This window comes from Microbispora cellulosiformans (genome assembly GCF_008728085.1).
GTDB classification, from domain to species: Bacteria; Actinomycetota; Actinomycetes; order Streptosporangiales; family Streptosporangiaceae; genus Microbispora; species Microbispora amethystogenes.
The window spans coordinates 48,214-62,639 of sequence record NZ_VYTZ01000006.1 but is presented as its reverse complement, the minus strand read 5'-3'; the positions used below and the strand labels follow the sequence as shown (position 1 = coordinate 62,639).

Sequence of the window (14,426 nt, the reverse complement as noted above, 5' to 3'; positions counted from 1 at the left end):
TGGGTGATCACCGCACGCCGCGATGGACCGGGACCTGGCCGTGATCGTGCCGCTCGTCTCGGCGGTGGTCACGCTGGTCCTCGCCGTCCTGCTGCGCGCGGTCGTCGCCCCTCTGCTGCTGCTCGGCTGCGCCCTGCCGTCGTCGGGCGCCGCGCTGGGCGTGTCGGCGCTGCTGTTCCACGCCCTGGGGTTCCCCCACACCGACCAGACCGTGCTCACGCTCGGCTTCCTGTTCCTGGTGGCGCTCGGCGTGGACTACACGATCTTCCTGATGGCCCGGGCCCGAGAGGAGGTCCGGAACGCAGCCGCTCCTCCTGGATGTGGCCCAGGCGCCCGGCCTCGGCGGCGCGCGCCCGCACGCGGCGGTAGGCGCGCACCGCCACCCCGGCCGCGACCGGCCGCACCGCCCCACGAGGCCGGCCGCCGCCACGCCCACCAGCGCGTACCCGGCCGCATCGAGCCGGAGGCCGCGCTCGGACAGCGCGGACGCGGAGCCCAGCGCGGCGAGGACGCCGAGGACGGCCGTCCATGGCTCGACCGTACGCAAGGACGCGCCGGCCGGCATCAGCGCTGTGACGTAGTTCCGGCGGCGCTCAGACGAGCAGCGAGTCGATGGCGACGGCGAGGAACAGCAGCGCCAGATAGATGTTCGACCAGTGGAAGAACCGCATCGGCCGCAGGTCGACGCCGGTCTTGCCGGCGTTCACCCGGCCCAGCAGGCGGTGGACCTCCACCAGGCAGACCACGCCGAGCACGAGCGCGACGGCGGGGTAGAACAGGGAGGTGCCGGCGACCGGCCACAGCAGCAGCGAGCACAGCACGGTGGCCCAGGTGTAGGCGACGACCTGCCGCACGACCCGGCGCTCGGTGGCCACCACGGGGAGCATCGGCACCTCGGCCGCCGCGTAGTCCTCGCGGTAGCGCATGGCGAGGGTCCAGGTGTGCGGCGGCGTCCAGAAGAACACCACGCCGAACAGCACGACCGGAGCCCACGACAGCCCGCCGGTGATGCCGGCCCAGCCGATCAGCACCGGCATGCACCCGGCGATGCCGCCCCACACGATGTTCTGTGACGTACGCCTCTTCAGCACCAGCGAGTAGACGAAGACGTAGAACAGGATCGCGCCCAGCGACAGCGCGGCGGCCAGCGCGTTCACCGTGAGGGCGAGGCCGAGGGTGGACAACGTGCCGAGAATCACACCGAAGACGAGCGCGCCCGCCGGGGAGACGTCGTGCTTGGCGAGCGGCCGCCTGCGGGTCCGCCGCATCGTGCGGTCGATGTCCCGGTCGATGTAGCAGTTCAGCACGTTGGCGCTGCCCGCGGAGAGCGTGCCGAAGACCATCGTCGCGGTGGCCGTCCACAGGTCGGGCAGCCCGCGCGCCGCCAGGAACATGACCGGCAGGGTCGTGATCAGCAGCAGTTCGATGATCCGCGGCTTGGTGAGCGCCACGTAGGCCTTCACGAGCGCCCCGGCGGAGCGGGGAGCCGTGGCCGTCGCGGTCGGCCCGAGGGGGGCCACCGCCTGCTTGTTCGTCAGGACCGTCAAGGCGCTTCCAACACGTGCGAGGTCAACGCGTAACCTTCTGATTAGGGCGGATCTCCGGGCAGCGGCCGGCACTTGAGCATTCACTGTAGTCGCCGGAGTGGGTGGTCCCCGAACCGGGGGCGAAGTCGCGGGCGCGTACCGGAGGTGCCTACCAAACGGTATTACTGCCGACCCGTTAGGGTCCCGTGTGGGCGGGAAATGCCAGAACCGGCGCGAAAACCAGAGGGGATCGAGCAGTTGAGCAGCGCAAGCCTTGAGTGGAGTGACCTTGACCGGCAGTCGGTCGACGTCGTACGTGCACTTGCGATGGATGCCGTGGAGAAGGCGGGATCGGGTCACCCCGGCACCGCGATGAGCCTCGCCCCCGCCGCCTACCTTCTCTTCCAGCGGGTCCTGCGGCACGACCCATCGGATCCCAAGTGGGCGGGACGCGACAGGTTCGTCCTTTCCTGTGGGCATTCGAGCCTGACGCTTTACATCCAGCTCTACCTGTCCGGCTACGGCCTGACCCTCGACGACCTGAAGTCGCTGCGCCAGTGGGGCAGCCTCACCCCGGGTCACCCGGAGTACGGCCACACCCTCGGCGTGGAGACCACGACCGGCCCGCTCGGCCAGGGCATCGGCAACGCGGTCGGCATGGCCATGGCCGCCCGCCGCGAGCGCGGCCTGTTCGATCCCGACGCGGCCGAGGGCGCCTCGCCGTTCGACCACATGATCTGGTGCTTCGCCTCCGAGGGCGACCTCGAGGAGGGCATCAGCCACGAGGTCAGCGCGCTCGCCGGCCACCAGAAGCTCGGCAACCTCGCCGTCGTCTTCGACTCCAACCACATCTCCATCGAGGACGACACCCAGATCGCCCTCTCCGAGGACATCTCCAAGCGCTACGAGGCGTACGGCTGGCACGTCCTGGAGGTCGACTGGACCGCCACCGGGGAGTACCAGGAGGACGTCCAGGCGCTGTACGCGGCGATGGAGGCGGCCCGCGCGGAGACCGATCGGCCCACGTTCATCAAGCTCCGCACGGTCATCGGCTGGCCGGCGCCGAACAAGCAGAACACCGGCAAGATCCACGGCTCGGCCCTGGGCGCCGACGAGGTCGCCGCGACCAAGCGCGTCCTCGGCATGGACCCGGAGAAGAGCTTCGACGTCCCCGGCGAGGTGCTGGACCACGCCCGCGAGGTCGTCCAGCGCGGCCGCGCGCTGCGCGCCGAGTGGGACGAGGGCTACCAGGCCTGGCGTTCGGCCAACCCGGAGCGGGCGGAGCTGTTCGACCGCATCTCCGGCCGCAAGCTGCCCGAGGGCTGGGACAAGGCGCTGCCGTCGTTCGAGATCGGCTCGCAGGTGGCCACCCGCAAGGCGTCCGGCGAGGTGCTGAGCGCGCTCGCGCCGGTGCTGCCGGAGCTGTGGGGCGGCTCGGCCGACCTGGCCGAGTCCAACAACACCACGATGAAGGGCGAGCCGTCCTTCATCCCGGACGAGTACCAGACCAAGGAGTTCCCCGGCAGCAGGTACGGCCGGACCCTCCACTTCGGCATCCGCGAGCACGGCATGGGCGCGATCCTCAACGGCATCGCGCTGCACAACGGCACCCGCCCGTACGGCGGCACGTTCCTCGTGTTCAGCGACTACATGCGCCCCTCGGTGCGACTCGCCGCACTGATGAAGCTGCCGGTGACCTACGTCTGGACGCACGACTCGATCGGCCTCGGCGAGGACGGCCCGACCCACCAGCCGATCGAGCACCTGTGGGCGCTGCGCGCGATCCCCGGCCTCGACGTCGTCCGCCCGGCGGACGCCAACGAGACCGCGGCCGCCTGGAAGGCCGTGCTGGAGCACGACGACCGGCCGGCGGGCCTCGCCCTGACCCGGCAGAACGTCCCGACCCTGGAGGGCACCGGCGACGCCGACGCCGTCGCCAGGGGCGGCTACGTGCTGCAGGACGCGTCGAACGGCCAGCCGGCCGTGGTGCTCATCGGCACCGGCAGCGAGGTCCAGCTCGCCGTCGAGGCCCGCACGATCCTGGAGTCTCAGGGCATCCCCACCCGCGTCGTCTCGATGCCGTGCGTGGAGTGGTTCCAGGCGCAGGACCCGGCCTACAAGCAGACCGTGCTGCCCCCCGCCGTGCGTGCCAGGGTCGCCGTCGAGGCGGGAATCCCGCTCGGCTGGCGCGAGTTCGTGGGTGACGCGGGCGAGGTCCTCGGTCTCGATCACTTCGGCGCCTCCGCGCCGTACAAGACGATCTACGAGCAGTTCGGCCTCACCGCCGACCGCGTCGTCGCCGCCGCCAAGGCCAGCCTGGCCAAGACCGGCGCCGACAAGGGCGAGACGACCGGAAACTGAGGGACGAAGGATGAATGAGAACCTGAAGCGGCTGTCCGACGCCGGAGTCTCCATCTGGCTCGACGACATCAGCCGGGAGCGGCTGCGCTCCGGCAACCTCTCCGCCCTGATCCGCGACAAGAACGTGACCGGGGTCACCTCCAACCCCACGATCTTCGCCTCCGCGCTCAGCAAGGGCGACGCGTACGACGCGCAGCTGCGCGACCTCGCCACGCGCGGGGTGACGGTCGAGGAGGCCGTACGCGCGATCACCACGTTCGACATCCGCTGGGCGGCCGACGTGCTGCGGCCGGTCTTCGACGCCACCCGCGGCGTCGACGGGCGGGTGTCGATCGAGGTGGACCCGCGCCTGGCCCGCCGGACCGACGCGACCATCGCCGAGGCCCGCGCGCTGTGGTGGATGGTCGACCGGCCGAACGTGCACATCAAGATCCCCGCGACGGTCGAGGGCCTGCCGGCGATCACCCAGGCCATCGCCGAGGGCATCAGCGTCAACGTCACGCTGATCTTCTCGCTGGAGCGCTACCGCCAGGTGCTCGACGCCTGGCTGAGCGGGCTGGAGAAGGCGAAGGCCAACGGCCTCGACCTGGCCACGATCGAGTCGGTCGCGTCGTTCTTCGTCAGCCGCGTGGACACCGAGATCGACTCCCGCCTCGACAAGATCGGCACGCCGGAGGCCGCAGAGCTGAAGGGCCGGGCCGCGGTGGCCAACGCCCGCCTGGCGTACGCCGCGTACGAGGAGGTCATGAACTCCCCGCGCTGGCAGACGCTGCGCGCGGCGGGCGCGCACCCGCAGCGTCCGCTGTGGGCGTCCACGGGCGTGAAGAACCCCGACTTCCCCGACACCCTGTACGTCGAGCAACTGGTCACCGCGGGAGTGGTGAACACGATGCCCGAGAAGACGCTGGACGCCTCGGCCGACCACGGCCGGATCTCCGGCGACACCATCCGCCCCTTCTACCAGCAGGCGTGGGACGTGATGGCCTCGCTCAAGCAGGCCGGCATCGACTACGACGACGTCGTCCGCGCGCTGGAGGAGGAGGGCGTCGAGAAGTTCGAGACGTCCTGGGGCGAGCTGCTGGAGACCGTCGACGGCGAGCTGCGGAAGGCCTGATCTTCATATGACTATCGAGGTGACCCTCGGCGACGAGGCGGACGCCGTCGGCGCTGTCAGGGACAAGCTCGTGGCCGAGGGGGTGCCCGCGGCTCTCGCCGCGGGCGACCCCGCCCTCTGGGGGCCGCAGGCGCAGCCCGAGGCCGCGATCCGGCTGGGCTGGCTCGGCCTGCCGAACACGAGCCGGGAGCTGCTGCCGCAGATCGCGACGCTGGTCGAGCGGGCCCGCGCCGCGGGCCTGGACCACGTCGTGCTCGCCGGGATGGGCGGCTCCTCCCTCGCCCCCGAGGTGATCTGCGCCACCGAGGACGTCCCCCTGACGGTCCTCGACACCACCGACCCGCACCAGGTGCGCCGGGCGCTCGCCGACCGGCTCGACCGCACGATCGTCGTGGTGTCGAGCAAGAGCGGCGGCACGGTCGAGACCGACAGCCACCGGCGCGTCTACGAGCAGGCGTTCCGCGACGCGGGCATCGACCCGGCCGAGCGGATCGTGGTCGTCACCGACCCGGGCTCGCCGCTGGAGCGGACGGCCAACGAGGCCGGCTATCCGGTGGTCCTCGCCGACCCGAACGTCGGCGGCCGCTACAGCGCGCTCACCGCGTTCGGCCTGGTGCCGAGCGCCCTGGCGGGCGCCGACGTGACGAAGCTGCTCGACGACGCCGCCGCCGTCGCGCCGCTGCTCGCCCAGGACGAGGGCAACCCCGGCCTCGACCTCGGCGCGCTTCTCGGCGCGCAGGCCCTGCGCGGGCGCGACAAGCTGATCCTGCGGGACGCGATGTCCGACATCACCGGCCTGCCCGACTGGATCGAGCAGCTCATCGCCGAGTCGACCGGCAAGGAGGGCAAGGGCGTCCTGCCCGTCGTCGGCGCCGAGGCGGCCGAGGCCGACGACCAGTTCCTCGTCTCGATCGGCCCCGACAGCGGCACGACCGTCGACGGGCCGCTCGGCGCGCAGTTCCTGGTCTGGGAGTACGCCACGGCGGTCGCGGGCCGGGTGCTCGGGATCAACCCGTTCGACCAGCCGAACGTCGCGGAGTCGAAGGAGAACACGACCCGGCTCCTGGAGGAGGCCGGAGACGGCCCCCTGCCGACCGGCACGCCGATGCTCACCGACGGTCCGGTCGAGGTGTACGGCGACGTCCCCGGCGACCTGAAGAATCTCGCCGACGTCCTCACCTGGCTGCTGCGTTCGATCCCTGAGCGTGGCTACCTGGCGATCATGGCCTACCTCGACCGCGAGGCCGCGTTCGACGCGGCGGTCGTCGGCGAGGCGTCCTTCGAGGAGATGACCGAGACGTGGGCCGGCGCCGACGTCGCCACCCTCCGGGCGCTGCTCGACTACCGGACCGACCACGCCGTCACGTTCGGCTGGGGACCGCGCTTCCTGCACTCGACCGGCCAGTACCACAAGGGCGGGCCGTCGGAGGGCGTGTTCCTGCAGGTCACCGGGGCCGTGACGGACGACGTCGAGGTGCCGGGCAAGCCGTACACGCTGGGCAGGCTCCAGCTCGCGCAGGCGCTGGGCGACCTGGGGGCCCTGACCTCCCGCGGCAGGCCGGCCGTGCGCCTGCACCTGACCGACCGCGTCGCCGGAGTCAGGCACCTGCTCTCCGTCGCCGAGGAGCTCTGACCATGCGATGCGCTACCGGCGACGGGCCCGTCCCCCGGGAGGAGACATGACGGAGCAGCAGGCGCCCCGGGCCGAGGACGACCGCGCGGCGCAGACCGAGGCGGCCTCCGCCGGACAGCAGAGCCAGGCTGTCGACCAGGTCCACGACGTGGCGCTGCCGGTGGCGGAGCACGCGGCGGTGACCGCCGCGCAGGCCGCCACCACCACCGCCACGACCGACCTGACCACCGAGGCCAACCCTCTGCGCGACCCGCGCGACCGGCGGCTGCCGCGGGTCGCCGGGCCCTGCGTGCTGGTGCTGTTCGGCGTCACCGGAGACCTCGCCAAGCGCAAGCTGCTGCCGGCGATCTACGACCTGGGAAACCGGGGGCTGCTGCCCCCGGGCTTCTCCCTGGTCGGCTTCGCCCGCCGCGACTGGGCGCACGAGGACTTCGCGCAGGTCACGTACGAGGCGGTCAAGGAGCACGCGCGGACGCCGTTCCGCGAGGAGGTCTGGAAGCAGCTCAGTGAGGGCATCCACTTCTGCCCCGGCGAGTTCGGCGACGACGGCGCCTTCGACGTGCTCTCCATGATGCTCAAGGAGATCGACGAGACCCGGGGCACGGGCGGCAACTACGCCTTCTACCTGTCGGTGCCGCCGAAGTTCTTCCCGGTCGTCGTCGAGCAGCTCAAGCGGACCGACCTCGCCAAGGCCCCCGACGGGTCCTGGCGCCGGGTGGTCATCGAGAAGCCGTTCGGGCACGACCTGAAGAGCGCCCGCGAGCTCAACGAGATCACCAGCGCGGTGTTCCCGGAGAGCTCGGTCTTCCGGATCGACCACTACCTCGGCAAGGAGACCGTCCAGAACATCCTGGCGCTCCGGTTCGCCAACACGCTGTACGAGCCGATCTGGAACCGCGGCTACGTCGACCACGTGCAGATCACGATGGCCGAGGACATCGGCATCGGCGGCCGGGCCGGCTACTACGACGGCATCGGCGCGGCCCGCGACGTGATCCAGAACCACCTGCTGCAGCTCCTGGCGCTCGTCGCGATGGAGGACCCCACGTCCTTCGACGCCGACGCCCTCCGCCGGGAGAAGGAGAAGGTGCTGCGGGCGGTCAGGCTGCCCTCCGACCTGTCCACCGGCACGGCCCGCGGGCAGTACGACGGCGGGTGGCAGGGCGGCGAACCCGTCGTCGGCTACCTTGAGGAGCAGGGCATCTCGCCCGACTCCACCACCGAGACGTACGCCGCGGTGAAGCTGGAGGTGGCCAACCGCCGGTGGGCGGGGGTGCCGTTCTACCTGCGCACCGGCAAGCGGCTCAGCCGCCGGATGACCGAGGTGGCGGTGGTCTTCCAGCGGGCGCCGCACCTGCCGTTCAGCCAGGACGACACCGAGATACTCGGTCACAACGCGCTGGTCATCCGGGTGCAGCCGGACGAGGGCATCACGGTGCGTTTCGGCTCGAAGGTGCCCGGCACGGCGATGGAGGTCAGGGACGTCAACATGGACTTCGCCTACGGCGAGTCGTTCATGGAGTCGTCCCCCGAGGCGTACGAGCGGCTGCTGCTCGACGTGCTCATCGGCGACCCGCCGCTGTTCCCGCACCAGCGAGAGGTGGAGCTGTCCTGGAGCATCCTCGACCCGATCGAGGAGTTCTGGGCCTCCCAGGGCAGGCCGGAGGGGTACGAGTCGGGCTCCTGGGGCCCCGCCTCGGCCGATGCGATGCTGGCCAGGGACGGACGCGCCTGGAGGCGGCTGTGACGACGTTCAACCTGACCGAGACGACCGCGTCGAAGATCTCTTCGACGCTGACCCGGCTGCGGCACCAGATGGGCGCGCCCGCCGTCGGCATGGTGCTGACGCTCGTCGTGGTGGTCGACGAGGCCGGGCAGTACGACGCCCTGCGCGCGGCCACCGACGCGGCGCGCGAGCACCCCTCGCGCATCCTGATCGTGATCAACCGCGACTCGGCCGAGCCCAACCGGCTGGACGCCGAGATCCGGGTCGGCGAGTCGGCGCCGGGCGAGGTCGTGCTGCTGCGCCTGTACGGCGAGCTGACCGAGCACGGCGACTCGGTGATCATGCCGCTGCTCCTCACCGACACGCCGGTGGTGGCGTGGTGGCCGGGCGGCTGCCCCGAGGTTCCCGCGAAGGACCCCATCGGGCACCTGGCCAACCGCCGGATCACCGACGCCAAGTCGGCGCAGGACGCCGTGGCCGCCGTCGCCTCCCGGGACGCCAGCTACGTCCCGGGCGACACGGACCTCGCCTGGACCCGGCTGACGCCGTGGCGGAGCCTCCTGGCCGCCGCCTTCGACCAGCCGGTCGGGAAGATCGAGCGAGGCGTCGTGGAGGCCTCTCCGGGCAACCCCAGCGCGCCGCTGCTGGCGGCCTGGCTCTGCGACCGCCTGGAGGCGCCGATCGAGGTCACCGACTCCGGCGGCCCCGGGCTGACCGGGGTGCGGCTGCTGATCGAGGGCGGCGGCGAGATGACGGTGAGCCGGGGCGACGCCCGCCTGGCCACGCTGTCGCGGCCGGGCCACCCGGACCGCAGGGTCGCCCTCGCCCGCCGCCCGACCTCGGAGCTGCTCGCCGAGGAGCTGCGCCGGCTCGACCCGGACGACATCTACGCCGCCACGATCCGCCGTCTGGCCCGGACGAACGAGCAGGCGGATCGTCACGCGAAGAAGGGCGGGCGGTCGTGACCGCCGTCCCCGGGGTCATCGTCCACCGCGACGCCGCGGTCCTGGCTCAGGCCGTGTCCGCCCGCCTCATCACGAGGCTGGTGGACACGCAGGCCGCCCGCGGCTCGGCGCACCTGGTGCTGACCGGTGGCACCGTCGGGATCGCGACGCTCGCGGCGCTGGCGGCCACGGCCGCGCACGACGCGATCGACTGGCGGGCGCTCGACATCTGGTGGGGGGACGAGCGGTTCCTGCCGACCGGCCACCCGGAGCGCAACGAGACGGGCGCGCGTGAGGCGCTGCTCGACCACGTCGACGTGGACCCGGAGCGGGTGCACGTCATGCCCGGCCCCGACTCGGGAATGACCGCCGAGGAGGCGGCCGACGCGTACGCGGTGGAGCTCGCCAAGGCGGCCAGGCCGGAGGACCACGGGCCGGTGCCGTCGTTCGACGTGCTGCTGCTGGGCATGGGACCGGACGGCCACGTCGCCTCGCTGTTCCCGGACAAGCCCGCGGTGTACGAGGAGGAGCGCTCGGTGGTGGCCGTGCACGGCTCCCCCAAGCCTCCCCCGACCCGGTTGTCGCTGACGTTCCCCGCGCTCAGGGCCGCCAGGGAGACCTGGGTCGTGGTGGCCGGCGAGGACAAGGCGCAGGCCGTCCACCTCGCGCTTTCCGGCGCGGGGCCGTTCCAGGTACCGGCGGCCGGGGCGCGCGGGCGGCAGCGCACGCTGTTCCTGCTCGACCGCGCCGCCGCCGCCAAGATCCCGCCCGGCCTCGGCCGGATCGCCTCACCCTGAATCCTGGTCCGCGAAAGGACGGCCGGGCCGGGCATCACGCCCCGCCCGGCCGCTTCTTTTTGCGGCGACCCACAAGCCGGGGGCTCGCTGAGCCGCCTCGCGGGATGTTCCTGACCGCCACCTCGATTGGTAATCTCACGGGGTGGCAGGGTTCGGTGAGGTCGGCGCGACGGGCGCGTCCGCCCTGCGTGACGGCGGCACACGGCGATGACGGCTCCCAGCCCACAGGGTCCGCACGGCTCGCCGGGTCCACATGGCTCGCAAGGTCCGCCGACACCGAGGGGCGGCCGGACCCAGGAGGAGATCCGCCGCAGCAACCTCGGCGCCCTGCTGCGGCACGTCCACCTGAACGGCCCCGTCTCCCGCTCCGCGCTCGCCGGCCGGATGGGGCTGAACCGCAGCACGATCATGGCGTTGACCGCCGAACTCACCGCCGCCGGCCTGGTCCGCGAGGAGCTTCCCGCCGACACCCGCCGGGCGGGCCGGCCGTCGCTGGTGGTGCGGCCCGAGTCGGGCCGGGTGTACGTGCTGGCCTTCGACGTCCGGGTGGACCGGCTGGTCGCCGCCAGGGTGGGGCTCGGCGGGGTCATCCTCGACCGCAGGGAGGCGGTCAGGCGGCGGCGGGCCGACGCCGACCTCGACGACGTGGTCGGCGTGCTGGCGGAGTTCGGCCGGGAACTGCGCCGCGAGACCGACCCGGGCTCGGTGTGCGCCGGTGTCGGCGCGGCCTATTGCGGCATGATCCGGCCTGCCGACGGGACGGTCCGGTACGGGCCCTACATGGGCTGGGTCGACCAGGCGTTCGGCGACGAGCTCGCGGCCGGGCTCGGGCTGCCGGTCTCGGTGGGCAACGAGGCCCACCTGGGCGCGCTGGCCGAGCACGAGCGCGGGGCCGGCGTGGGCTTCGACAACCTCGTCTACCTGCACGGCGACGTCGGGGTGGGCGGCGGGATCATCGTCGGCGGCAGGCTGCTCGGCGGTGACGGCGGCTACGGCTGCGAGCTCGGGCACATGGTGATCAATCCGTACGACGGGCGGCCCTGCATGTGCGGCTCGCGCGGCTGCCTGGAGGCGGAGGTCGGCGAGCACGCCCTGATCGACGCCGCCGGCCGGTCCGGCGAGCTCACCGGCCGCGAGGGGGTGCGGGCCGTGGTGGCGGCGGCCGGGCGCGGCGACGAGGCGGCCGCGGAGGCGCTGAGAAAGATCGGCGACTGGCTGGGCATCGGGGTGGCCAACCTGATCAACCTCTTCAACCCCGGCCTGGTGATCTTCGGTGGCATGCTCAGGGACGTCTACCCCGGCTCCGCCGAGCACGTCCGCCGCCGGGTGGAGGCCAACGTGCTGCTCATCTCGCGGGAGCGGGTGCGGCTGCGCGTCTCGGCCCTCGGGGACGACGCGACGCTGATCGGCGCCGCCGAACTGGCCTTCTCCTCCCTCATGGCAGGCCCCCTGGAAGCGCTCGCCCACATGCGATGACCCCGGGTCGTCTCGTCTCAGTCCTCGGCGGACCGTGCGGCGTCGAGGGCCTCACGTGCCTCGTCGGCGTGGAGGCGGGCCGAGCGGGCGGCGCGTTCCGCGCCCGTCTCCTCGCGCCGGGCGACGTCGAGCCGGTGGGAGGCGGCGTCCAGCTTGTCCTTCGCCTTGGCGAGTCTGGCCGTCAGCGTCTCCACCTTCTCCACGCGCCGCTCGTGCTCGCGTACGGCCTCGGCGCGCTCGGCCGCCCAGCCGGCACGGCTCCGCTCCGCCTCGGCCGCCGCCTCCTCGGCCTCGGCGAGCGCGCGTCCGAGGTCGTCGACCCGTCGCTCGCGTTCCGCCTTCGCGCGCCGCCGTTCCGCGTCCCGGCTCTCACCCGCGGCCTTCCCGCGCGCCTTCGCGGCGGCGGCGGGCTCTTCCCCTCCGGCCGAGGGCGCGGGGCGTACGACGGGGGCCGGGGTGAAGCCGCTGTAGCTGAGGGGGCGGGTCAGCCTGCCCCGGCGCACCTGCTCGGCCGCGTCCTCGTCCACCACGGCGGCGTCGAGGGTCTGTTCGATCTCCAGGGCGGCCCCCGGAGCCAGCGGACGCCCGGCCGCCTCGGCGTTCTCCCGTACGGACCGGACGGCGCGGGCGACGAGCCGGGTGCGTTCGCGGCCGGCCTCCGCGAGCGCCTCGGCGTCCTGGGTCCGCCACGCCTCGCGCAGCCGCCGTCCGAGGTCGAGCAGCGGGTCGAGCAGCCCCTCCCGCCGGGCGGCCTGGTTGACCGCCCAGGCGACGACGGCCGGCCTGCGCAGCCCCTTGATCTGCTTGGCCAGCGCGGCGTCACCGGCGGCCCTCGTCTCCTTCGCCAGCGCGTCCCGGGCCGTGGTGAACTCCTCGGGCACCATGCCGTAGAGCCGGTCCGCCGCCTCGTCGAGGTCCACAGACCACCTCTACCTCAGTTCCCTCCTGCATTCAAAGGTGCCGGCCTCCGGTGCGAGGCGTCCGTCCGGTCGGCGGGACGGACGCCTCTCACCGGGAGTGTCAGTACGGCCAGCCGGGAACGTTCAGCCGGACGCGGTAGAGGCCGAAGTTGCCGGTGTTCCCGCCGCGGGAGGGCGTGCCCGAGGTGATGTACAGCGTCTGGCCGTCGGGGCCGCCGAAGGCGACGTTGGTGGTGTTCTGCCCGGCGGAGATGGTGCCGAGCTGGACGCCGGACGGCGCGTACACGTGGATCTTGCCGTCGTTGAAGGAGGCCTGGTAGAGGTTGCCGGCGCAGTCGATGGTCACGCCGTCCGAACCGTTCAGGGACGCGAAGTCGGAACGGGCGCCGACGCTGCCGTCGGAGTTGACGGGCCACTTGTAGATCTTGCCCGTGCCGTTGCCGCCGACGTAGAGCGTCTTGCCGTCAGGGGAGAGCGCGACGCCGTTCGGCTCCCGGATGGTGTCGTCGATCAGCGAGACGACGTTGTTCTTGACCCGGTACACACCGGTGCGGCCGGACATCTGGTCGGCCCGGTTGGCGCGCTGGAAGTCCGGGTCGGTGAAGTAGACGGTGCCGTCCGGGCCCACGGTGAGGTCGTTGGGCGAGTTGAAGGCGCGGCCCTGGTAGTTGGAGGCGACCACGCCGCGGGTCCGGTCGGGCAGGTGGAAGGAGGAGACACTGCGCTGGTCGTGCGTCGCGGCCAGCAGGGTGCCGCCGTCCCGGGTGAGGGCGAGGCCGTTGCTGCCGGAGCCGGAGATGAAGGTCTGGAAGGTGTTCGGCTCGGTGAACCGCAGCACGTCCGAGGGCTGGACGTTCTCCGACCCGGTGCCGTCGCGCATGAGCGACAGCAGCAGGGTCTGGGTGGCGGAGTCCCAGACCGGGCCCTCCAGGAAGTTGAACCCGTCCCGGATCTTGGTGGCGGTCACCGACGACGACGGCAGCGGGTTGGGGTAGCTCGCGCCCGGCGTGCACGGTCCGACGCCGGGGCGCGGCGTGCCCGATGTGGGGGTGACGGTCGGCGTCGGCGTCGGGGTCGGTGAAGGCGAGACCGTGGGGGTGGCCGAGGGCGTGACCGTGGGCGTGGCCGAGGGCGTGACCGAGGGCGTGGGGGTCGGGCTGAGGGTCACGGGCCCGCTGCACATGGCGCCGTTGAGCCAGAAGGTGGTGGGTATCGGGTTGGCGCCGGTGATGGTCGCCGTGAATCCCATGCCACTGGCCGTGCCGTTGGTGGGGATGGAGCCGTTGTAGGACAGGCTGGTGGCGCTCACACGCGTGCCGGACTGCGTCCAGGTGGCGTTCCAGCCGGACGCGATCTTCTGCCCGGAGTCGGGGAAGTCGAACTCCAGCTTCCAGCTGCTGACCGGGTCGCCCAGGTTGGTGATGGCCACGTCGCCCTGGAAGCCGCCGCCCCACTGGTTGGTGATCTTGTAGGTCACCTTGCATCCGGCGGCGGCCGCGGCCGGCATCGTCACCGTCGCGACTCCGCCGGCGGCGACCAACGCGGCGGCGAGCCCCGTGGCCGCGGCGGTGGCGAGACTTCGTCTCATCTGGAAGTCCTTTCGGGAACGACGACGGGCGGTTGCCGCCGCGAGTCAGAGTGCCGTCCCGAAATTAGGTCACTGAGCAGGCGGTCGCGATCGGCCGACCGGTGCGGCGTTCGCCCTGTGAGACGCGGTGTCGTCGGCCGCGTCGCGCCGGCCGGTCACGCGCCGCGCCGACGGCCGCCTCAGCCTGGGTGAACGCGGTCGCCGGCCCGTCCGGCGAGCCCGTCGCCGGCCCGAAGGAGCCCAGGCCACGGCGTTGAAACGTTCAGCCCGCGCCGAGCGCTCCGGGCCGTGCGCCGACGCCGGAAAGCGGCTGATCCGCCGTACGCCCGGCGACGGCGGCG

The 14,426-nt window shown here is 72.6% G+C and carries 10 protein-coding genes and 1 pseudogene; 8 read left to right on the top strand and 3 right to left on the bottom strand.

Annotated features, from left to right (window positions below):
• Positions 1 to 22: 22 nt before the first annotated feature.
• Positions 23 to 241, top strand: a pseudogene (locus F5972_RS38185) (MMPL family transporter); the annotation flags it as partial.
• Positions 242 to 593: 352 nt separating this feature from the next.
• On the opposite strand, the gene F5972_RS17440 reads toward F5972_RS38185, so the two are convergent.
• A complete protein-coding gene (locus F5972_RS17440; RefSeq protein ID WP_150934631.1) occupies positions 594 to 1,547 on the bottom strand; it encodes a heme o synthase in 954 nt (317 codons plus the stop codon).
• Positions 1,548 to 1,745: 198 nt separating this feature from the next.
• On the opposite strand from F5972_RS17440, the gene tkt reads away from it, so the two are divergent.
• From tkt to F5972_RS17405, 7 genes are all read left to right on the top strand, one after another.
• Positions 1,746 to 3,887: a transketolase gene (gene tkt / locus F5972_RS17435; protein ID WP_150934630.1), complete on the top strand. Its 2,142-nt coding sequence runs from the start codon at positions 1,746 to 1,748 to the stop codon at positions 3,885 to 3,887.
• A 10-nt stretch (positions 3,888 to 3,897) separates the two neighbouring features.
• Complete coding sequence (gene tal, locus F5972_RS17430; RefSeq protein ID WP_150934629.1) at positions 3,898 to 5,001, top strand: transaldolase; 1,104 nt, start codon at positions 3,898 to 3,900, stop codon at positions 4,999 to 5,001.
• Between the two features lie 7 nt (positions 5,002 to 5,008).
• Positions 5,009 to 6,634: a glucose-6-phosphate isomerase gene (locus tag F5972_RS17425; protein WP_150934628.1), complete on the top strand. Its 1,626-nt coding sequence runs from the start codon at positions 5,009 to 5,011 to the stop codon at positions 6,632 to 6,634.
• Between the two features lie 46 nt (positions 6,635 to 6,680).
• Positions 6,681 to 8,381, top strand: coding sequence for a glucose-6-phosphate dehydrogenase (zwf, locus tag F5972_RS17420; protein WP_225311588.1), 1,701 nt, complete (start codon positions 6,681 to 6,683; stop codon positions 8,379 to 8,381).
• Complete coding sequence (locus tag F5972_RS17415) at positions 8,378 to 9,325, top strand: glucose-6-phosphate dehydrogenase assembly protein OpcA (protein WP_150934627.1); 948 nt, start codon at positions 8,378 to 8,380, stop codon at positions 9,323 to 9,325. The genes zwf and F5972_RS17415 overlap by 4 nt, the downstream gene beginning before the upstream one ends.
• A complete protein-coding gene (gene pgl / locus F5972_RS17410; RefSeq protein WP_150934626.1) occupies positions 9,322 to 10,101 on the top strand; it encodes a 6-phosphogluconolactonase in 780 nt (259 codons plus the stop codon). Before F5972_RS17415 ends, pgl begins: the two co-directional genes overlap by 4 nt.
• A gap of 207 nt (positions 10,102 to 10,308) precedes the next feature.
• Positions 10,309 to 11,577, top strand: a complete 1,269-nt coding sequence (locus F5972_RS17405) for an ROK family transcriptional regulator (RefSeq protein WP_150934625.1) — start codon at positions 10,309 to 10,311, stop codon at positions 11,575 to 11,577.
• 17 nt (positions 11,578 to 11,594) lie between these two features.
• Here the strand turns inward: F5972_RS17405 and F5972_RS17400 are convergent, their stop codons facing one another.
• Positions 11,595 to 12,497, bottom strand: coding sequence for a hypothetical protein (locus F5972_RS17400; protein ID WP_150934624.1), 903 nt, complete (start codon positions 12,495 to 12,497; stop codon positions 11,595 to 11,597).
• Between the two features lie 100 nt (positions 12,498 to 12,597).
• On the bottom strand, positions 12,598 to 14,085 hold the full coding sequence (locus F5972_RS38180) for an SMP-30/gluconolactonase/LRE family protein (protein WP_225311587.1): 1,488 nt from the start codon (positions 14,083 to 14,085) through the stop codon (positions 12,598 to 12,600).
• Positions 14,086 to 14,426: the final 341 nt, after the last annotated feature.